This is a genomic window from Micromonospora sp. NPDC049049, assembly GCF_040649115.1.
Lineage (GTDB): Bacteria > Actinomycetota > Actinomycetes > Mycobacteriales > Micromonosporaceae > Micromonospora.
The window spans coordinates 1-20,278 of sequence record NZ_JBEZEX010000053.1 but is presented as its reverse complement, the minus strand read 5'-3'; the positions used below and the strand labels follow the sequence as shown (position 1 = coordinate 20,278).

Genomic DNA, 20,278 nt, shown 5'->3' with positions numbered 1-20,278 from the left:
CTGACGCCCGACCAGGCGTCACCCCCCCAGACTTTTTTCCCTTTGTGAAGTGCAGCGCCGGACGAGGTGCTCACACCTTCACCGCCGTCCCCCCCTTTGACGGTGTGGGTGTTCTACCCCCGAAGGAGCTACCCCCATGAACACGATCATTCGTAAGAGCATGTTGTCTGTTGCTGGTCTCGCGTTCGCCGGTGGTGTGTTCGCCGGTCCGATCGCCGCCCACGCCGCCAGCCCGGCCGTGGACGCCAAGCCCGTCGCGGTGGCCGTCCAGTCCGCCGCGCCGAAGCCGCAGGGCGACCAGTCCCACATCAGCCTCAACGACGAGCAGACCGCCAACGTGAAGGCGATCATCGCCGCGACGAAGAAGGCTGGTCTGCCGGAGCGGGCCGCGGTCATCTCGATCGCGACGAGCCTGCAGGAGTCCAAGCTGGAGAACCTCGGCCACCTCGGCGAGAAGAATGACCACGACTCGCTGGGCCTGTTCCAGCAGCGCCCGACCAGCGGTTGGGGCACACCCGAGCAGATCACCAACCCCGAGTACTCCACGACGGCGTTCCTGAAGGGTCTGAAGCAGGTTGACGGGTGGCAGGACATGGCGCTGACCGACGCCGCGCAGACCGTGCAGGTGTCGGCCTACCCGGACGCCTACGCCCAGTGGGAACAGCAGGCCACCGACCTGGTCGCCCAGCACTGGAACAGCTGACCCGCACCACCGCACGACAGCATCAGCCGCTGGCCGGCACCCGCAACACCGGGGTGCCGGCCAGCGGCATTTCTGTTGTGGGCCATTGTGGTTCATCCAGCCCGCCTGGTCGGTGCACCGGGGCCATGCGCTGACCTCCGGTCGTTAGCAGTCGCCGGTCGCCGGTCGCCGGCCGCCGGTTAGCCCGACCCCCGACGCCAGCCGCCGGTCGCTGACTGCCGGCCACGGGCGTTCGGGGTCGGCGGTTGGACCTAGAAATGGATCCCGCGGTGCCGAAGCCCTCGCGGGATGTGGATAGCGAGATCCAACCCGCATCCGCCCGCGGATCTTGGACACTTTCCGTCACGTGCGAACGGAAACTGTCCAAGATCTCAAGGATTGTGGCCGAAGCGCGCGGCACGACGGCGGGTGGCGCGGTCGTGAGACGACCAGCGTGCGGCGATGGAACCCCGCGGCAGAACGGTCCGGCGCAGCGGCGAGGCGTTGAGACCGCCCGCCGACCACCGGCCACCACCGGTGGTACGGAGTGGTGGCCGGCACCGCCACCATCGACAGCCGACAGGTCTGCCAGTCGGCCAGCGCGGGTTGATGCTCCCGCCTGCGCGGCCCGCCCCAACCGCCCTGCCCGCGCACGCCCCGCCCGCGCCGCCCGCGCCGCCCGCCCGCGCCGCACGCCCCGCCCGCGCCGACCAGCCGGCCGCCCGCCTAACGCCGGCCGGCGGTGCGGCGGGAGCGGAGCGGCCGCGGCGCTAAGGCACGAGGGCAGCACGGCGGGGGCGGCACCATCGCGGGGCGGAGCCATGGCCGGGCGGCGGTCCGGCCGGGCGGGCGGCGATCGGGTGGGTGGGTGAGGCGGGGTGCGGGAACAACGGCGGTGGCGGGCTGGTTGTGGCGGGTGTCGGTGTGACTCAGTGTCCCCGGGCCTCACCTAATATCGCCCTCGCGGAATACCGTTCGGCTGGAGCCGCGTCGTGCCACTCGCCGAGAGGCGACCTGCACACCGACATCAGCGCCGCCCCCGGCCCACCAGCCGGGGGCGGCGCTGTCTGTGCTCACCTGTCAGATCGTCGCGGCACAATGTCCGGGTGAGTGGTGCACAGTCGTGGTCCGAGCAGTCGGGCGTACTCGTACTCCCCAGTGGGGCGACGGTGCGCGGTCGCCGCATCGCTGCCGCGACCTCGGCCGCCGACTTCGCCGTGCTGCTGGCACCTGGTCCGGAGCCCGCCTGGCCGTACCGGCGGATCCGTTGGCCCGATTTCTGGGTGCCGCTCGACCGCGCCGAAGCCCTCGACGTCCTACGGGAAGCGCTGCGACGGGCCCACGACGGTGAACGTGTCGAGGTGGCCTGCCGGGGTGGGTTGGGTCGCACCGGGACGGCCCTGGCCGCGCTGGCGATCCTCGACGGTCTGCCGGTCGAGCGGGCGGTGCCGTGGGTGCGGGCCGGTTACCACCCGAAGGCGGTGGAAACCCCCTGGCAGCGGCGCTGGCTGCGCCGCGTCACCTGACGCCGCCGCGAGAGCGCCGCCCGCCGGCCCGCCGCCACTGGCATCGCCGGCCCGCCGGACCGCCGCCGCTCGTGCCGGGACCCGTCGCCGCTGTGCGCCGGCCGGGGGCCGGGGCACCGGCGTCAGCTCTGGCCGATCACCGCCGGGTCGTTGACGTACTCGCGCAGGTGCTTGGCGGTGAGGGTGTCGCCGGTGGCGACCAGCTCGGCCGGTGTGCCGGTGAAGACGATGCGGCCGCCGTCGTGGCCGGCGCCGGGGCCGAGGTCGATGAGCCAGTCGGCGTGTGCCATGACCGCCTGGTGGTGCTCGATGACGATCACCGTGTTGCCGGCGTCGACCATCCGGTCGAGCAGGGCCAGCAGTTGGTCCACGTCGGCCAGGTGCAGGCCCGTGGTCGGCTCGTCGAGGACGTACGTGGTGGTCTTCTCGGCCAGGTGGATGGCGAGCTTGAGCCGTTGCCGCTCCCCGCCGGACAGGGTGGTCAGCGGCTGGCCGAGGCTGAGGTAGCCCAGCCCGACGTCGACCAACCGGCCGAGGACGAGGTGCGCCGCCCCGCTGGGGAAGAAGGCGTACGCCTCGGTGACGGACATGGTAAGGACCTCGTGGATGTTCTTGCCGCGCAGTGTGTACGTGAGCACCGTGTCGGTGAAGCGCCGCCCCTCGCACCGTTCGCAGACGCTCGCGACGCCGGCCATCATCGCCAGGTCGGTGTAGATGAGGCCGATTCCCTTGCAGTTCGGGCAGGCGCCCTCGGAGTTGGCGCTGAACAGCGCGGCCTTGACCCCGTTGGCCTTGGCGAAGGCGGTGCGGATCGGGTCGAGCAGCCCGCTGTAGGTGGCGGGGTTGCTGCGTCGTGAGCCGCGGATCGGGGACTGGTCGACGATGACGACCCCGGACCGACCGCGCAGGGAGCCGTGGATCAGTGAACTCTTGCCGGAGCCGGCCACGCCGGTGACCACTGTGAGGACCCCGAGCGGGATGTCCACGTCCACGTCGTGCAGGTTGTGCAGGTCGGCCTGGCGGATGGCGAGCTGCCCGGTGGGTTGGCGTACGTCGGGACGCACTGTCACCCGGTGGTCCAGGTGTCGGCCGGTGAGCGTGTCGGAGCGGCGAAGGCCGGGGATGTCTCCGGTGAAGCAGATCCGGCCACCGTCGGTGCCGGCGCCCGGGCCGAGGTCGACCACGTGGTCGGCGATGGCGATGGTCTCCGGTTTGTGTTCCACCACCAGCACGGTGTTGCCCTTGTCGCGCAGCCGCAGCAGCAGGTCGTTCATCCGGGCGATGTCGTGTGGGTGCAGGCCGACGGTGGGTTCGTCGAAGACGTAGGTGACGTCGGAGAGGCTGGAGCCGAGGTGCCGGACCATTTTCACCCGTTGCGCCTCGCCGCCGGAGAGGGTCGCCGACTCGCGGTCCAGGCTGAGGTAGCCCAGACCGATCTCGACCAGGGAGTCCAGCAGGTCGCGGAGGTTGGCGACGAGTGGCGCGGCCCCCGGGTCGTCGACGGTGCGGACGAACGCTGCCAGGTCGCTGATCTGCATGGCGGAGCAGTCGGCGATGGTGCGCCCGGCGATCCGTGACGACAGGGCGGCCGCGTTGAGTCGGGTGCCGCCGCAGTCGCCGCAGCTGGTGAAGGTGACCGCCCGGTCGACGAAGGCGCGGATGTGCGGTTGCATCGACTCGCGGTCCTTGGCCAGGAGGAGCCGCTTGACCTTGACCGCCAGCCCCTCGTACGTCCAGTTGTTGCTACCCACCTTGATCTTGGTGGCCGGCTTGTGCAGGAAGTCCTCCCACTGTTGCGGGGTGAAGTCCTGGAGTTTGACGTCCGGGTCGAACAGGCCGGAGCCGACGATGGTCTGCCAGTACCAGGAGTCGACAGCGAAGTTGGGCACTGTGATCGCGCCGTCGTTGAGGGAGCGCTCGACGTCGACCAGCTCGTTGATGTCGAGGTCGGAGACCCGGCCCAGCCCTTCGCAGGTGGGGCACATGCCCTCGGGCAGGTTGAAGCTGAACGCCCCGGCGCCGCCGATGGACGGTTGACCGAGCCGGCTGAAGAGGATCCGCAGCATGGCGTACGCGTCGGTGGCGGTGCCGACGGTGGAGCGGGAGTTGACCCCCATCCGCTCCTGGTCGACGACGATGGCCGCGCTGAGGTTGCGGAGCGAGTCGACGTCCGGCCGGTTGAGGTTCGGCATGAAGGACTGGAGGAACGCGCTGTAGGTCTCGTTGATCATGCGCTGGGACTCGGCGGCGATGGTGCCGAAGACCAGCGACGACTTGCCCGACCCGGAGACGCCGGTAAAGACGGTCAACCGGCGTTTGGGGATGTCGACCGAGACGTCGGCGAGGTTGTTCTCCCGCGCCCCGCGTACCTCGATCATGTCGTGGCTGTCGGCGGCGGACCATGCTGGCTGCGACATGCGAACCCTTCACGGAGTCGTGGCGGGACTTTGCCCCGCCGGGCACTGGCGGGTTCCATTGTCTCATTCATCCCCATGTAGACAGTTCGGACGAAGTTTGAGCGCTGGCAGCGGCGCTACGTGCGGGAAAGTCTCAAATCACGTCGTAAGCGGTACGGTGGCTCGCGTGGACGTCGCCTCGCAGGATCGGCTGCGCGCCGTGGACCTGGCGGCCACCGTCGGGATCTCGGTGCAGCAGGTGCGCAACTACGTCGAGTTGGGGGTGCTGCCGCCGGTGCGGCGCACCGCCAGCGGCTACCGGATCTTCACGACCGAGCACGCCCGGGCGCTGACAGTGGCGCGGCGGTTGGCCGAGGGGCACGGTTGGAGCCGTACCCGGGAGATCATGGCCGCGGTGCACGCTGGTGACCTGCCGGCGGCCCTGGCGGCGCTCGACGGCGGCCATGCCGAGCTGGACCGGGAACGCGCCGAGATTCGCCGGGTGCTCGGCGCCTTCGAGACCGTGCTGGCCAGCCCACCGGCGACCCGATCCGCACCACGCCACGGCGCCCGCATCGGCGAGGTCGCCGCCCTGGTCGGGGTCCGGACCTCGCAGCTGCGGCTGTGGGAGGAGCGCGAGCTGCTGCGGCCGGGCCGCACCCCGGGGACCAACTACCGGGTGTACGACGAGGCCGAGCTACGCGCGGCGCAGGTCATCGCGTTGCTGCGCCGGGGTGCGTACCCGTTCGAGATCATCGCCGCGGTGCTGGGCGAGCTGCGGACCACCGGCAGCGCCCAGCGGGTCCGCGCCGAGCTGGGCCGCCGCGAGCAGGAGCTGCACAACCGCAGCCTGCGTCGCCTGCGGGGCAGCGCCGCCCTGCACGACTACCTGCGCACTCGCGGCGACGCGAGTTGACCGGCATCCCGTCCCGCCGGGCGATCCTCCTGACTAGGGTCGGGCACATGAGAGCTGCGCTGCTGGCGGCCACGACGTCCGCCGTCCTGCTCGCTCCACTGCCGGTCGGTGCGACGGGAGCGTCCGCCGCGCCGACGGTGCGCTGCCCCCGGGTCCCGGTGCCGGCGGCGTCCCGCCCACCCCGGCCGTCGCCCCCGCCCGCCGTGCCCGAGCAACGGATGATCGGCGGCGCGGCGCTGGACACGGCCGGCCTGGTCGTGCCGTCCGGCGCCGCCGCGCCGCCGAGGGTCACCGCCACCTCGTGGCTGGTCGCCGACCTGGACAGCGGCCAGGTGCTCGGCGGCTGCGGCCCCCACGAGTACGGCACACCGGCGAGCGTGCAGAAGCTCCTGCTGGCGGCCACGATGCTGCCCAGGCTCGACCCGAAGCAGATTGTCACCGTCACCGACGCGGACATGAACATCGAACCCGGCTCGTCGGCCGTGGGCCTGGTCGCGGGCGGCCGGTACACCATCGAGACCATCTGGCTCGGGTTGCTGCTCAACTCCGGCAACGAGGCCGCCAACGCCCTCGCGCGACTCGGCAGCGGCACCGACAGCGCCGCCGGCGTACGCGCCATGAACGAGCAGGCCCACCACCTCGGCGCGCTCCAGACGCACGCGGTCACCCCGTCCGGGCTGGACGGCAAGGGGCAGTTCACCAGCGCGTACGACCTGGCGCTGATCGCCCGTGCCTGCTTCGCGGAGCCGAACTTCCGTCGGTACGCGCTGACCGAGCAGGCGTCGATTCCGGTTCAGCCGGCGCAACGCACCAAGGGCTTCGAGATCCAGAACGAGAACCAGCTCATCTACCGGTACCCGGGGGCGCTTGGCGGCAAGACCGGCTTCACCGACCTGGCCCGGCACACCTACGTGGGGGCGGCGGAACGCGGCGGGCGGCGGCTGGTGGTGACCCTGCTGGGCGCCGAATCGGCACCGGTGCGCGGCTGGGAGCAGGGCGCGGCCCTCCTGGACTGGGGCTTCACGCTGCCGCGGGACGCCGCCGTGGGTCGACTGGTCGAGCCCGGCGAGCTGACCGCCACCCCGTCGGCGGCGCCGTCCGCGCTGGCGGCACCCGGCGCGCCCCGACCGGCGGCGGCCAGCGGACCCGCGCCTACCGGCTCGGGGTGGCTCTGGTCGGTGATCGCGGTCAGCGGCGCGACGGTGGTGGCGTTGATGGGCGGCGTGCTGTGGCGGCGTCGCCGTCGGATGCCCTGACGGATCGACATCAGGCGCTGCCGTCCATAGACTCCGGTCTTTCTGGCTCCACCAGTCCAGGAGGATCCCTGTGTCGAGTGAACTCGAACCGCGCCCCGCAGTGGCGGCACCCCGCCGACCGGTGCGCGCCCTGACCCGCCTCGCGGGGGTGACAGTGCTCGCCGGGGCGCTGGTCGTCGGCTCGTCCGCCACGGCGCTCGCCGCCCCGGGCCCGTCGGCCGACCCGGTGCGCGTCTCCGCCGGGCCGCCCGCCGCTGCCGACGCCGCCACCCGACCGCCGCGCACCACCCACGGCCCGTGCGCGTACACCGAGACCCCGGACGAACCCGCGGCCCGGCCGGTGCCGCTGCCGCCGGACCCGCGACGCACCCCGGCCCGGGGCAGCGTCCGGGTGACCCTGGCGACCAACCACGGGCCCATCGGGTTGACACTGGACCGGGCCGCAGCGCCGTGCACGGTGCAGAGCTTCCTGCACCTGGCGAGCAAGCGGTTCTACGACCGCACCCCGTGCCACCGGCTCACCGCGTACCCGACGCTGAGCGTGCTGCAGTGCGGTGACCCGTCCGGCACCGGTGAGGGCGGCCCGGGCTACCGGTACCGCGACGAGTTGCCGACCGACCTGCCGCCCGCGCCCACCGACCCGACCGGCGAGCGCCGGGTGTACGCCCGTGGCGTGCTGGCCATGGCCAACGCCGGGCCGGACACCAACGGCAGCCAGTTCTTCCTGGTCTACGCCAACTCCGCGTTGCGCCCCAACTACACGATCTTCGGCGAGGTCGACGGGGCGGGCCTGGCCACGCTGGACCGGATCGCCGCCGGGGGAGTGGCACCGACCGCCGAGGACCCGGCACCGGTCGACGGCGCGCCCGCACTGCCGGTGACCATCCGCAAGGCCGTCCGCTGGCACCACCACCACTGACAGTGCGGCGCGGTGGGTGACCGTCGGTCGCTCACCGCGCCGACCGCGGGTGGCTCCCGGTCAAGGGCGACCTCGCCGGAATTTTCGGAGACAAACCGGAACCGGTCCAACCGGTTTCCGGCGCAGGTCAGGCCGTCACGCCGAGGCGGGCGACCCGGTCAGCGGGGCGGCGGTGCTGTCCCGAACGACCAACTCGGTGGCGAGTTCCACCCGGGGCGAGTCGATGCCCTCGCCCTGGGCCAGGCGCAGCACGGTCCGGGCAGCCAACCGTCCCATCTCGACCAACGGTTGGCGCACGGTGGTCAGCGGCGGTGAGGCCCAGCGGGCTTCCGGCAGGTCGTCGAACCCCACCACGCTCACGTCGTCCGGCACGCGCAGCCCGCGCCGCCGGATGGCCTCGTAGACGCCGAAGGCCATCTGGTCGCTGGAGGCGAAGATGCCGGTCGGCGGGTCGGCGAGGTCGAGCAGCGCGGTCCCGCCGGCGAAACCGGAGGCGTGGTAGAAGTCGCCCGGGTAGATCAGCGCGTCGTCCACCGGCACCCCGGCGGCCTCCAGCCCGGCGCGGTAACCGTCGAGCCGGGCCCGGCTGCACAGCAGGTGCGTCGGCCCGGCCACGAAACCGATGCGCCGGTGCCCGATCGCGAGGAGATGTTCGGTCGCGGCGAGCCCGCCGGCCCAGTTGGTGGCGCCGATCGTGGGCACGTCCATGGCCGGTACGCCGGCCGGGTCCACGACCACCACCGGCACGTTGAGGCGACGCAGTTGCGCGTGCAGCGGCGGGCTCAGGTGCGAGGTCACGAAGATGACGCCGTCGGTGGCCCGGGTGCGCAGGTTCTGCAACCACTGCCGGGCCGCTGTGGGCTGCCGGTGGATCGCGGAGACCACGGTGCCGACACCCGCGCCGTGCCCGACGTCCTCCACGCCGCGAATGATCTCCACGGCCCAGGGGCTGTCCAGGTCGTTGAAGACCAGGTCGACGAGTCCGGCGCGGCGAACGCTGCGGCTGGTGCGACGCCGGTAGCCGTGGTGGCGCAACAACTCCTCGACCCGCTCCCGGGTGTCCGGGGCCACATCGGAGCGTCCGTTGAGCACCCGTGACACGGTCGGCACCGAGACTCCGGCCTCCCGTGCGATCGCGGTGATGGTCACCCTGCGTCCGTCGTCCGCGCCCACCCGCGTCTCCTTCACCGCTCCGGAAGCGACAGCATGCCGTCGCCACCGTGTGTCCCGGAACGGCGTGCACCGTTCCTCGCGCCATCTTGCCTCACCGATGGGGGTTGACGACATGCCCGGTTGGTTCCGGCGCTCGGCGGAGTTACGGAAGTATTCCGGATATATTTCGGCTACCTTTCGCCGCGCTGGCCCGCGGCAGTTCCGTGTCGGCCGGCTTTCCGCCACCGGGAAAGGGCTCTCAGGGCTCAACCACGGTTCGTGCACGGAGCCTGATGAGACCCCTGCTGCGAGAAGCGACGCCGGGCGGCCGGGTCCTCGTCGTTGGGGCGATCTCAGTGCTGACACACCGGCCGGTTCGTGACCCAGTGCTTGTTGACCAGGTTGACGACTGGCGGCGGGTTGGGGATCCCGCCCTCGGCGGCGATGGGTTTGGCGTTGAAGATTTTCAGGAAGAAGTTGATCACCTTGGCGACCAGGGCCGGGATGGTGTAGCCGATGCCGTACCTCGCGTTGATGGTGAGGTCGGCGCGGTTGCAGCCCTCGCGGTTGGCGAGGCCCTGCAGGCCACCGAAACCGATGCTCGAGCCTCGGGTGATCCCCATCGTGGTGGTGAGCCCGGCGTAGAGTCCGGCGCTGAAGACCACCGCGCCGAGGCCGACGAAGAACTTCACGTCGTAGTCGATGAGCAGTGCGTTCGCCCCCACCGAAGTGCCGTCGACGGAGTCGACGAGGTTGCGTTTCACCTGCAGACCGCCGGGCCAGCGTGCGCCGAACCTGCCGTCGGCGTAGCCGAAACCCATGGTGCCGCCGAGCGAGTACTCACCGGAGGCCCTGATCGTCGTGTGCCCGGCGCTGAAACCGGTGCGGATGCCGATCGACTGCCGAACGGTCGCGGAGAGCGGAATGCCCAGTATGGATTCGATAGGCACGCTGAAGTTGACCGGGACGAAGGCGACTGGATGGACGTTCTGGCCGGTTGTGGTGGTGGCGTCGACCTGGATCCGGACCCCGGCCGCGCCGTGGATCCGCAACTCGGCCACGGTGACCGTGGACCCGTCGATCACCAGGTGGAACTTGGCCGTGGGCTGCTTCATCACGAAGGCGATGGTGCCGGAGAGGTTGAGCCCACTGTGACGGTAGGAGAAGCGGGCGCCGACCCCGTCTGCGCAGCAGAGACCCTCGACGTCCAGCGCGCCCGTGGTGGCCGGCGCGGCGGCGGTGCTCGACCGGAGGCCGGTACGTGTCAGCGCGTTGCCGGTCACGGCTGGCGCGCGGCCCAGGGGCGCTGTCGCCGCCGGTTCGGATCGCGCTTCGGTGCTCGGTGAGGCCCAGAAGGTGTCGTCGAACTGGTAGGCGGCCGCCTCGGCCAGGGAGACGGGCTGTTCGGACGTGAATTCGCCGTCCTGGATCACGTCGGTGATGTCCACGGGGCCGATGGTGACCGCGAGGTCCCGGTCGTCACGCCGGGCGTCGACCACCCGCCCCACCCCGCGCCCGGTGACGAACATGACCTTGCCTGGTGCCAGCCGGTCGGCGTTGCCGGCGTCGGGGTCGAGTCGCCAGGTCAGGCCCCCGTCGGTGACCGAACGCACCACGCCACTGCCGCCGGACACGATGACGACGTCCGGATGGAGGGTCACGTCCGGGTGTGGGGCGGGCGCGGCCCCGTAGCGCAGATCATCGCCGGCGGCGCCAGGCGTGCTCGGCTTCGCGCCCCGGCATGCTGTCAGGGCGAGCAGGACGGGCAGGACGCTCGCGGCAGCGATGACCGTACGGGTTCGCCGCGTCGTGGGATTCACAACCGGGTCACCACGTCCCGAGCCAGGTTCGCCAGCGCCTGCTGGGAAGCGGCCGGGTCGGCCAGGCTCACCAGCCGGATGGCGACCCAGGTGTCGTCGACGTTGACGAATACCGCGCCATCCTCGATGTACGCCTCGTCACCGACGCCGGCGACGGCTTTCAGTTCATGGCCGAGGTCGCGGTCGATGTCGAGGATCTTCTTGGCCCCAGCGCCGGCGTAGACCTCGACCTGGGCGACGGGTCCGCTGATCGGGCCGGTGTAGGTGCAGGACTCCGGGGCTGCGACCGGGTCCTCCAGGAGTGTTCCGGCCAGGCGTTCGGCGGCGGCTTTCGGCACCAACGCGCAAGGGTCGGCTGCCCGTGCCGGGGTCGCGGTGACGTCACCGTGGTCACCGGTGCTGGCCGGTGCGTCGACAGAGGGTTGCAGGCGTTCTCCTTCATCGCGACGTCCGTCCGCCGCCGGGTCGGATGCGGCACTGCACCCCGCCGACACCATTAGCAACAGGCCTAGCGTGAGCATTGGTAGTCGTCGCACAGGTACCTCCTCCTCTGATCGGCCGCAGTCCTCGTCTCCGGTGGCTGAAGCTGCGTGGACACTGCTCATCGGACTGTCTGCGCCGGATCTCATGCGCGGTCGCGGACCAGGCCGACCAGCCGAACCGCTGTGGACCGGTCGGTGTTGTCGGTGACCCTGGTGACGACCTGGATCTCACAGGCGCGGTCCCGCAGGGAGAACTCGGCGATGCCGCCCGAGGCGAAGCGGATGCCATCGGAGCCTGCTTCGGTCTGTCCGTACGCGGATTCGGTCGGCAGGTTGCCGCCGACGGCGGTGCCGGGGCTGCCGATCTCGATGGTGATCGAGTGGTAGGTGTCCGGGTTCTCCCAGGCGCAGGAGCTGCCACCGTCGCCGGTGCTGCCTGCCTGCGGGCCACTGTCGCCCGTGGCCCCGATCACCTGCGTGACCTCGTCGATGGACAGCAACGCGCAGGCGTCGACCGGCTTCGCCTCGATCCCCGCCGCACCGACCGAGCGGGACGGGTCGGCGCCCGCCGTGGCCGGCTGGTTCGCCCGTGTGGACCCGCAGGCCGTCAGGCCGCTGAGCACAACTGCGGCGACGCACATCGACCACCGACCCCGCCCTCGAACCTGTCCGTCCGTCATGTGCTGGCCTCCTGTCGATTCATTCAGTGCTGGGGGTGGTCGTGGCAGTTCGATGCCGTGCCGAGCGGCGGCGTGACGATAGATGCCGTCTATTCACTAGTCAGTGTCTTGCGAATATGTTGCTAGTATGGCGAAGCCATGGGTGATGTCAAGGACGAAAAGCCGACTCGGCGCTACCGGTCCGCGGTGCGTGAGGAGAGTGCGCGGCGTACCCGGCGGGCGGTGGTCGGCGCGGCCGCCGACTTGTTCGCCGCACGTGGTTACGCCGGCACCTCGCTGGCTGACGTGGCGGTCGCCGCGGGCGTCGCGCGCCCGACGGTGTTCGCCACGTTCGGGTCGAAGGCGGCGCTGCTACGACAGGTCCTCGACGAGGCGCTCGCCGGCGACGACGAGCCGGTACCTGTCGCCCAACGACCCTGGTTTCAACCGGTCTTCGAGGCGGACACGCAGGCCGACGTCCTGCACGCGTACGCCGGCGTGTGCACCCTGATCGGCAGGCGCGCGGCGCGGATCTTCGAGACCGTTCGGCGGGCGGCAGACGAGACGGCTGAGGTCGCCGACGTGTGGGAGACGCTGCTGCGCAACCGTCGCGCGGGCGCTCGGATGGTGGTCGACCGGGTTCGATCGCTCGGTCCGCTGCGCCAAGGCTCCGACGTCGAGCGGGCGATCGACGCTCTGTGGATCTTCAACGACCCGGCGCACTATGACGCGTTGGTGCTGCGCTGCGGCTGGACGGAAGACTCGTTCAGCGACTGGCTGTCCGAACGTATGCAGGACGCGCTGCTGGTCCGTTGACCTGGTCGAGCCGGCTCGTCCGGCGGGCGTGGCCGAACCGGTCGACGGCCGATCCGGCGCGGGGCCCGGCCGGGGCTGATAGACAGGACCGGTGCCTACCCGCGTCGCCGTCGTGCTCGCGTTCGCCGTGCTGCTGGGCGGCTGCTCGCGGTCGGAGCCTCGGCCCGTGCCGGCCGCGCCGCAGCCGACGTCGGTGAGCCCCACCCCGTCGCCGAGCCCCGCCGAGCGGCTGCCCGGGTTCGTGGTGCTGACCGACCTCGACCCCCGTATCCAGGCCGACATCCGCTACGCCACGCCGCACAACTTCGTCGGCCGACCGATCACCGGCTACCGCGAGCCGCTGTGCCTGCTCACCCGGCAGGCGGCCGAGGCTCTGCGCCGCGTACAGGACACCGCGCTGACCGGTGGGCACGGCCTCAAGGTGTACGACTGCTACCGCCCGCAACCGGCGGTGGACGACTTCGTCGCCTGGTCGAAGCGCCCCGACGAGCAACAGACCAAGGCCGAGTTCTACCCGGACCTGGCCAAGAACCGGCTCTTCGCCGACGGATACATCGGTGCGCCCACCGCGCACAGCCGCGGCAGCACCCTGGACCTGACCCTTGTCGACGAGCCCGCCGCCAGCCAACCTCCGTACCGGGTCGGGCAACCACTGGTCGCCTGCACCGCGCCGCGCGGGCAGCGCTTCGCCGACAACAGCATCGACATGGGTACGGGCTTCGACTGTTTCGACCCGCGGGCGCACACTGCCGACCCCCGCATCACCGGGACGGCGCGGGACAACCGTCGGTTGTTGCAGCGGCTGATGACCGACGCCGGGTTCGTCAACTACGACCGTGAGTGGTGGCACTACAGTCTGAGCGACGAGCCGTACCCGGACACCTTCTTCGCCGCCCCGGTCGCCCGCTCCTCGGTCGGCTGACGTCAGGTCCAGTAGAGGATCCGGCAGGCCGGCACGCGGGCGGTGAGTTCGGCGGTGAACCAGTCGCGCAGCTCGGTCATCTGCTCACGCGGGTAGACGTACTTCACCGCGCCGAACTTGCCGTGCTTGCGGGTGCGGGACTCCTCGTCCATCTCCAGCCGGGTGCGCGGGTACCAGCCGAGCAGCACCTCCTTGCTGCCCGGCGTGAACCGGTGGGTGATCAGCTCGGCGGTCAGGTCCAGGTCGGGCACCCCGTCGACCGCCGCGCGGACCTGGTCGAGCAGTTCGCCGTAGCTTTCCCGCCAGTGCGGCAGCGCGATGATCGGCGCGATGGTCAGCCCGACCGGGTAACCGTCGAGGGCGAGCCGGCGCAGCGCGGCCAACCGGTCCGGCACCCGGGCGGTGCCGCCCTCGAACCGAACGCTTACCGGGGCGCAGTTGACGCTGAAGCGGACCCGGGTCCGACCGGCGTGCGGCAGCCCGACGAAGGTGTCCACGTCGGCGTACTTGGTGGTCCAGCGCAGTTGCACGGGGGCGTCCCAGTCGGCGAAGTGCTGCACCGCGCGCCGCCAACTGCCGGTCAGGTGCTCCAGGGCGAGCGGGTCGGTGTAGCAGGACGCCTCGAAGGTGGTGCCCTCGTCGGCGCGCCGCGCGTTGCGGCTGGTCACCGTGCCGCGCCCGGCGTACGCGGCCAGCCCGTTGAGGATGTCGTCGAGGTCCGCGTACACCCGGGTCACCGGCGGGCCGGACAGGGATCCGGCGAGGTAGCAGTACTGGCAGTGCGCCGGGCAGCCCTCGGCCAGGTCGACCCGCCAGTCGGCGCTGGGCGCGATGGGTTGCAGCACGCGCCGCGAGGGTGGGCTCACCACTATCGCCATCGTCGACTTGGCCCGGGCGTAGGTCTCCCGGTCGGTCTGCCCGCGTACCCCGGTGAGCCGGTTGGCGCGCAGATGTTCCACGTCGATCCCGAGTGCCCGCACCCGTTCGACGATCCGTTGGCCGTGCGGGTGGTCGAGCGCGGCGGGGGTGGCCACCACCCGGCTCGGGGTCCAGCGGCGCGCCGACCGGGTCGGCGGCGCGAGGCCGGCGAGGTCGCGGGTCGGCACGCGTTCGCCACTGGCGTCGTGCGGCGCGGCGGGCACGTCCACGGCGAGCGGCTGGTCGACGTCGACGCCGTCCGGGCTGGTCACCGGGCCGGAGTACCCGCTGCCGCAGGAATCCCACCCGTTCGGGCGATCGGCGATTGACGCGATCAGGTCAGAGGAATAACCTTTCGTCTATCTGTAAACCTTGTGAACAGATGTACCTCGACGCGGCGGCGCGCGTCCCCACCGAAGGGACGATCAGGTGATCGCAGAACTCTCCTCCCGCACCAGACGAATCCTGTCGCTGTTCGTCGCCCTGGTCGTCGCCCTGACCGCCGGTGTCGCGGTCAGCGCCACGCGAAGCGCGCAGGCCGCGCCGACGTTCAAGGTCCTGGCCTTCTACAACGGCACCTGGGACGCCGCGCACATCGACTTCGTCAAGGACGCCCGCGCCTGGTTCCCGCAGGCCGCCGCCCAGCACGGTTTCTCCTGGGAGGCCACCAACAACTGGAGCCTGCTGAACACCTCCAACCTGGCCCAGTACAAGGTCGTCATGTTCCTCGACGACGCGCCGCCCGCCGCGCAACGCGCCGCGTTCCAGCAGTACGTGCAGAACGGCGGGGGATGGCTGGGCTTCCACGTCAGCGCGTTCACCACCAACCCGTCGAGCTGGAGCTGGTACTACAACACCTTCCTCGGCACCGGCTCGTTCCAGACGAACACCTGGGGACCCACCCGGGTCACGATGCGCGCCGACAACCGCACCCACGCCGCCACCCGGAACCTCCCGGCGACGTTCCCGTCGTCGATCAGCGAGTGGTACTCCTGGAGCAACGACCTGCGGCAGAACCCCAACATCGACATCCTCGCCTCGGTCGACCCGTCCAGCTTCCCGGTCGGCACGGACCCCAACCAGTCCTGGTACGGCGGCTACTACCCGCTCGTCTGGAGCAACCGGCAGTACAAGATGCTCTACGCCAACTTCGGGCACAACGCGATGAACTACAACACCAACACCGGGCTGTCGTCCACCTTCGACAGCGCGCAGCAGAACCAGTTGCTGATCGACGGACTGCACTGGCTGGCCGGTGTCGGTACCGTCCCGCCGACCACGCCCCCGCCGTCCGACGGCATCTCGCCGACCGCCTGGCACACGGTTGTCAACCGGGGCAACGGCAAGTGTGTGGACGCGCGGGCCGCGGCCAGCGCGAACGGCACGGCCATCCAGCAGTACGCGTGCAACAGCAGCACCGCGCAGCAGTACCAGTTCGTGCCGACCAGCGGCGGGTACCTGCGGGTCAACAACCGCAACAACAGCGCCCAGGTGATCGACGTGACCGACCGGTCGACAGCCGACTCCGCACCCATCCAGCTCTGGTCCTACAGCGGCGGCAACAACCAGCAGTGGCGGGCCGAGCCCGAGGGCGGCGGCTACTACCGCCTGGTCAACCGCTCCAGCGGCAAGTGTCTCGACGTGCCGGGAGCGTCCACGGCGGACAGCGTCCAGCTCATCCAGTACGCCTGCAACGGCACCGCGGCGCAGTCCTTCCGGCTGGTGCCGCAGTCATAGCTCCACCGCCACGTCCGCGCCGGGGTGAACCGCGACTCGCCCCGGCGCGGACCCGACGGCACGCGTGAACCGGGCCGCGACGTCCCGGACGACGGCACGCAGCTCCGGTGGGTCGAGCACGTCGAAGTCGACAGCCAGGGCCTGTCGAGGAAGGCGGCGAGGTTCCCCAGCGACTCGCCGCCGGTGTGCAGCAGGCAGGCCCGCTCGTCGATCGCCTCCAACAGGCCGGGACAGCAACGACTGCTCCAGCTTGGCCAACGCCCGCGAGCTCTCCTCCGACCGCGTACGGGGTGTGAGAGCGCCGGTTATTCGGTTGCCCGACCCGACGACGGCCTGCTGAACTACCCGAAACCGCCACCAACCTCCAGGGAGCACCAATGCGCGCTGCGTCGATGTCCGACCAGAAGGGATCTGTCGCCTACCTGAAGGACCTGACGCTGCGTGAAAACCCTGAACCTCGGCATCCTGGCTCACGTCGATGCCGGTAAGACCAGCCTGACCGAGCGGCTGTTGCACGACGTCGGTATGACCGACCAGCTCGGCCGTGTCGACGCGGGCAGCACCCAGACCGACACCCTGGCACTGGAACGGCAACGCGGGATCACCATCCGCTCGGCTGTCGTCTCCTTCGTGCTGGACGACGTGACAGTCAACCTGATCGACACGCCCGGTCACCCGGACTTCATCGCCGAGGTCGAGCGGGTGCTTGGTGTGCTCGACGGCGCGGTGCTGGTGATCTCCGCGGTGGAGGGGGTGCAGCCGCAGACCCGGGTGCTGATGCGAACTCTGCGCCGGCTGCGCATCCCGACGCTGATCTTCATCAACAAGGTCGACCGGGCCGGGGCAGACCCCGACCGGGTCTTCCAGGCGGTCGCGGAGAAGCTCACGCCGAGCGTCGTGGCGATGGGCGCGGTGGCGATGCCGGGGACCCGCAGCGCCCACTGCACGACGTACGGGCCCACCGACCTCGCCTTCAGCGACCGGCTGCTCAACCTACTCACCGGCCAGGACGACGTGCTGCTCGCCGACTGGGTGGCGGACACGTCCGCGCTGCCGTACTCACGGCTACGCGCTGCGTTGGCGACGCGGACCAGCCGCGCGCTGGTGCAGCCCGTGTACGCCGGCTCGGCGATCACAGGTGCCGGGGTGCACGCGCTGATCGCCGGGATCACCGAGCTGTTGCCCACCGTCCAGGGTGACGCCGACGCCCCGGTCTCCGGCACCGTGTTCGCCATCGAACGGGGTCCAGCCGGAGAGAAGATCGCAGTGGTCCGGCTCTTCGCCGGCACGATCCGGGTTCGCGACCGGGTCCGCGTCGGCGCTGTCGACGCTGAACTGGTCACTGCCGTCCGAGTCGTCGCCCAAGGGGCCGACGTGGTGGCGTCGGCGGTCGAAGCCGGTCACATCGCCCGGTTGTGGGGCCTCAGGCGCGCTCGGATCGGCGACCCGGTGGGCGTGCCACCCGAACGTGCCGGCACCGACCGCCACTTCGCGCCACCCACCCTGGAGACCGTGGTGGTGCCGACGCGCCCCGCAGACCGGGTCGCGCTGCACGCCGCGCTGATCCAGCTCGCTGAGCAGGACCCGCTCATCAACCTGCGGCAGGACGACCGGCAGCACGAGATCGCCGTGTCGCTCTACGGCGAGGTGCAGAAGGAGGTCATCCAGGCCACCCTTGCCGACGACTTCGGCCTGGGGGTGACGTTCCGGGAAACCAGCACGGTGCACGTGGAGCGGGTGTGCGGCGTCGCTGGGGCGGTGGAGGTGATCGCGGTGGCGCCCAACCCGTTCCTGGCCACCGTCGGGCTGCGGATCGCGCCGGCGCCGACCGGTGCCGGCGTGACGTTTCGGCTCGGCGTCGAGTTGGGTTCGATGCCACCGGCCTTCTTCACCGCCGTGAAGGAGACCGTCCGCCGAACCCTGCGCCAGGGCCTTCACGGGTGGGAGGTCCCCGACTGCGAGGTGACGATGACTCACGCCGGTTACTGGGCGCGGCAGAGCCATTCCCACGGCACCTTCGACAAGAGCATGTCCAGCACGGCGGGGGACTTCCGCAATCTCACCCCGTTGGTGCTGATGGCCGCACTCGCTCGTGCCGGCACCCGCGTCCACGAGCCGGTACACCGCTTCCGGCTGGAGGTGCCGGGTGACGTCCTCGGCACGCTGCTGCCCGCGCTCACCCGGCTGGACGCGGTGCCGACCGAGGCCACCGGGCAGGGCGCGTCCTACCTGGTGCAGGGTGAGATCCCGGCCGGTCTGGTGCATGCGCTGGAGCGTCGCCTGCCTGCGCTGACCCGGGGCGAGGGCGTGCTGGAGACCGAGTTCGACTGCTACCGGCCGGTGCGTGGCCCCGCCCCCGTCCGGGCCCGCTGGGACAACAATCCGCTGGATCGCAAGGAGTATCTGCTGGCGGTCGCGCGCCGGGTCGGCGGCCGGTAGCGTCGATATCCATTGCGGACGCGCGGCAGCCCTCCTACTGTCGTCGGTGCACCGTCAACCGAGCAACCCGGAGGGAGTACGCCATGTCGCGACGTGTCCGCACCGACGCCCGCTGGTGTCTGCTCCCCGCCGGCACCCCTTTGCCGCTCACCGCCAACGCCCGTGCCTACCGCCCAGCGCGGCGCAACGAGCCGGGGTGGCGCGACTGACGCCGACGCTGACGCGTCCGCCGGCCGCCCATCCCCACCGGGATCGGGCGGCCCTTTCGTATCCGCGCACCACCGCTGGCCGCCAAATATGATCATTAACGGTCGCCGCGCGACAGAAGGAGACCACTATGGGATTCACCCCCCTCGCCGGTACCCGGGCACCGGTCCGGGTCTGGACCGACCCGTACGCCATCGAGCCGCAGGCCGCCAAGCAGCTGCGCAACATCGGCGCGCTGCCCTGGGTGCAGGGTGTCGCCGTCATGCCCGACGTGCACTTCGGCAAGGGCGCCACGGTCGGCTCGGTGATCGCGATGCGGCAGGCCGTCTCGCCGGCCGCGGTCGGCGTCGACATCGGCTGCGGGATGTCCGCGGTGCGTACCTCGCTGACCGCCGCCGACCTGCCGGACGACCTGGCCGGGCTGCGCTCCGCGATCGAGGCCACCATCCCGGTCGGCTTCGCCCAGCGCACGGACTCGGTCGACACCCGTCGGATCCGGGGCCTGGAGCAGGCCGGCTGGGACGACTTCTGGGGTCGGTTCGCCGGCCTGGACCGGCGGGTGGCGCAGCTGGAGACGCGGGCGCAGCGGCAGATCGGCACGCTCGGCGGGGGCAACCACTTCATCGAGGTCTGCCTGGAGCAGGGCGGCGCCGACGAGGGGCGGGTCTGGCTGATGCTGCACTCCGGGTCCCGCAACATCGGCAAGGAGCTGGCCGAGCGGCACATCGGGGTGGCCCGAAGGCTTCCGCACAACGTCGACCTTCCGGACCGGGACCTGGCCGTGTTCCTCGCCGGAACCCCGGAGATGGACGCGTACCGGCGGGATCTCTGGTGGGCGCAGGAGTACGCGCGGCGGAACCGGGCGGTCATGCTGGCCCTGCTCTGCGGTGTGGTGCGCGAGCACTTCCCGCAGGTCGGCTACGACGAGCCCATCAGCTGCCACCACAACTACGTCTCGGAGGAGAGCTACGACGGAGTGGACGTGCTGGTGACCCGCAAGGGCGCCATCCGGGCCGGCCGGGGTGACCTGGGCATCATCCCCGGGTCGATGGGCACCGGGTCGTACATCGTGCGAGGGCGGGGGAACCCGGACGCGTACTGCTCGGCGTCGCACGGGGCGGGGCGTCGGATGTCCCGGGCGCAGGCCAAGCGGACGTTCAGCACGGAGGACCTGGCCGCGCAGACCGCCGGGGTGGAGTGCCGCAAGGACGCCGGGGTGGTCGACGAGATCCCCGGCGCGTACAAGGACATCACCGAGGTGATGGCCCAGCAGGAGGACCTGGTCGAGGTGGTCGCGCACCTCAAGCAGGTGGTCTGCGTGAAGGGCTGACGTGCCGGGGGGGGGGGGGGGGGGGCGCCCCCCCCCCCCCCCGCGGGCGGCCCCCTAGAACACCCCCCCCTGGGGGGGGGGGGGCGGGGCCGGCGCCCCCA

The 20,278-nt window shown here is 71.2% G+C and carries 17 protein-coding genes; 11 read left to right on the top strand and 6 right to left on the bottom strand.

Annotated elements, in window-relative coordinates; genetic code table 11:
• Positions 1–136: 136 nt before the first annotated feature.
• Complete coding sequence (locus AB0B68_RS31225; protein WP_357264544.1) at positions 137–703, top strand: hypothetical protein; 567 nt, start codon at positions 137–139, stop codon at positions 701–703.
• 1,085 nt (positions 704–1,788) lie between these two features.
• Complete coding sequence (locus AB0B68_RS31220; protein ID WP_357264541.1) at positions 1,789–2,208, top strand: protein-tyrosine phosphatase family protein; 420 nt, start codon at positions 1,789–1,791, stop codon at positions 2,206–2,208.
• A 122-nt stretch (positions 2,209–2,330) separates the two neighbouring features.
• Here the strand turns inward: AB0B68_RS31220 and AB0B68_RS31215 are convergent, their stop codons facing one another.
• Entirely contained in the window at positions 2,331–4,625 is a 2,295-nt protein-coding gene (locus AB0B68_RS31215; RefSeq protein WP_357264539.1) for an excinuclease ABC subunit UvrA, read from the bottom strand.
• 166 nt (positions 4,626–4,791) lie between these two features.
• On the opposite strand from AB0B68_RS31215, the gene AB0B68_RS31210 reads away from it, so the two are divergent.
• From AB0B68_RS31210 to AB0B68_RS31200, 3 genes are all read left to right on the top strand, one after another.
• Positions 4,792–5,520: a MerR family transcriptional regulator gene (locus AB0B68_RS31210; RefSeq protein ID WP_357264536.1), complete on the top strand. Its 729-nt coding sequence runs from the start codon at positions 4,792–4,794 to the stop codon at positions 5,518–5,520.
• A gap of 47 nt (positions 5,521–5,567) precedes the next feature.
• Positions 5,568–6,776, top strand: a complete 1,209-nt coding sequence (locus AB0B68_RS31205; RefSeq protein WP_357264534.1) for a D-alanyl-D-alanine carboxypeptidase — start codon at positions 5,568–5,570, stop codon at positions 6,774–6,776.
• 70 nt (positions 6,777–6,846) lie between these two features.
• Complete coding sequence (locus tag AB0B68_RS31200; RefSeq protein ID WP_357264530.1) at positions 6,847–7,695, top strand: peptidylprolyl isomerase; 849 nt, start codon at positions 6,847–6,849, stop codon at positions 7,693–7,695.
• A gap of 135 nt (positions 7,696–7,830) precedes the next feature.
• Here the strand turns inward: AB0B68_RS31200 and AB0B68_RS31195 are convergent, their stop codons facing one another.
• The 4 genes from AB0B68_RS31195 to AB0B68_RS31180 all read right to left on the bottom strand — a co-directional run bounded on the left by AB0B68_RS31195 (position 7,831) and on the right by AB0B68_RS31180 (position 11,829).
• The gene (locus AB0B68_RS31195; protein WP_350864793.1) at positions 7,831–8,868 is read right to left on the bottom strand and encodes a LacI family DNA-binding transcriptional regulator; all 1,038 of its coding nucleotides are present in this window, start codon (positions 8,866–8,868) and stop codon (positions 7,831–7,833) included.
• A 332-nt stretch (positions 8,869–9,200) separates the two neighbouring features.
• Positions 9,201–10,667: a hypothetical protein gene (locus AB0B68_RS31190; RefSeq protein ID WP_357264528.1), complete on the bottom strand. Its 1,467-nt coding sequence runs from the start codon at positions 10,665–10,667 to the stop codon at positions 9,201–9,203.
• Positions 10,664–11,008: a hypothetical protein gene (locus tag AB0B68_RS31185; protein WP_357204643.1), complete on the bottom strand. Its 345-nt coding sequence runs from the start codon at positions 11,006–11,008 to the stop codon at positions 10,664–10,666. Before AB0B68_RS31185 ends, AB0B68_RS31190 begins: the two co-directional genes overlap by 4 nt.
• A 284-nt stretch (positions 11,009–11,292) precedes the next feature.
• Complete coding sequence (locus tag AB0B68_RS31180; RefSeq protein ID WP_357204645.1) at positions 11,293–11,829, bottom strand: hypothetical protein; 537 nt, start codon at positions 11,827–11,829, stop codon at positions 11,293–11,295.
• 186 nt (positions 11,830–12,015) lie between these two features.
• Between AB0B68_RS31180 and AB0B68_RS31175 the strand changes: the two genes are divergently transcribed.
• Positions 12,016–12,624 (top strand): TetR/AcrR family transcriptional regulator, encoded by a 609-nt coding sequence (locus tag AB0B68_RS31175; RefSeq protein WP_357204647.1) that lies wholly within the window; start codon positions 12,016–12,018, stop codon positions 12,622–12,624.
• A 91-nt stretch (positions 12,625–12,715) separates the two neighbouring features.
• Positions 12,716–13,546, top strand: coding sequence for a M15 family metallopeptidase (locus tag AB0B68_RS31170; protein ID WP_357264525.1), 831 nt, complete (start codon positions 12,716–12,718; stop codon positions 13,544–13,546).
• Positions 13,547–13,548: 2 nt separating this feature from the next.
• Here the strand turns inward: AB0B68_RS31170 and AB0B68_RS31165 are convergent, their stop codons facing one another.
• Complete coding sequence (locus AB0B68_RS31165) at positions 13,549–14,736, bottom strand: spore photoproduct lyase family protein (RefSeq protein WP_357264522.1); 1,188 nt, start codon at positions 14,734–14,736, stop codon at positions 13,549–13,551.
• Positions 14,737–14,893: 157 nt separating this feature from the next.
• On the opposite strand from AB0B68_RS31165, the gene AB0B68_RS31160 reads away from it, so the two are divergent.
• The 4 genes from AB0B68_RS31160 to AB0B68_RS31145 all read left to right on the top strand — a co-directional run bounded on the left by AB0B68_RS31160 (position 14,894) and on the right by AB0B68_RS31145 (position 20,177).
• The gene (locus AB0B68_RS31160) at positions 14,894–16,201 is read left to right on the top strand and encodes an RICIN domain-containing protein (protein WP_357264518.1); all 1,308 of its coding nucleotides are present in this window, start codon (positions 14,894–14,896) and stop codon (positions 16,199–16,201) included.
• A 441-nt stretch (positions 16,202–16,642) separates the two neighbouring features.
• Complete coding sequence (locus tag AB0B68_RS31155) at positions 16,643–18,640, top strand: translation factor GTPase family protein (RefSeq protein ID WP_357264515.1); 1,998 nt, start codon at positions 16,643–16,645, stop codon at positions 18,638–18,640.
• Between the two features lie 83 nt (positions 18,641–18,723).
• Positions 18,724–18,849 (top strand): hypothetical protein, encoded by a 126-nt coding sequence (locus AB0B68_RS31150; RefSeq protein WP_357204657.1) that lies wholly within the window; start codon positions 18,724–18,726, stop codon positions 18,847–18,849.
• Positions 18,850–18,977: 128 nt separating this feature from the next.
• Positions 18,978–20,177, top strand: a complete 1,200-nt coding sequence (locus AB0B68_RS31145) for an RtcB family protein (protein WP_355009123.1) — start codon at positions 18,978–18,980, stop codon at positions 20,175–20,177.
• Positions 20,178–20,278 lie beyond the last annotated feature (101 nt).

Bases quoted from the DNA above. Each gene is read 5' to 3' on its own strand.
- AB0B68_RS31225 (WP_357264544.1), top strand. From the start codon at position 137: ATGAACACGATCATTCGTAAGAGCATGTTGTCTGTTGCTGGTCTCGCG.
- AB0B68_RS31215 (WP_357264539.1), bottom strand. From the start codon at position 4,625: ATGTCGCAGCCAGCATGGTCCGCCGCCGACAGCCACGACATGATCGAG.
- AB0B68_RS31205 (WP_357264534.1), top strand. From the start codon at position 5,568: ATGAGAGCTGCGCTGCTGGCGGCCACGACGTCCGCCGTCCTGCTCGCT.
- AB0B68_RS31180 (WP_357204645.1), bottom strand. From the start codon at position 11,829: ATGACGGACGGACAGGTTCGAGGGCGGGGTCGGTGGTCGATGTGCGTC.
- AB0B68_RS31150 (WP_357204657.1), top strand. From the start codon at position 18,724: ATGTCGCGACGTGTCCGCACCGACGCCCGCTGGTGTCTGCTCCCCGCC.
- AB0B68_RS31145 (WP_355009123.1), top strand. From the start codon at position 18,978: ATGGGATTCACCCCCCTCGCCGGTACCCGGGCACCGGTCCGGGTCTGG.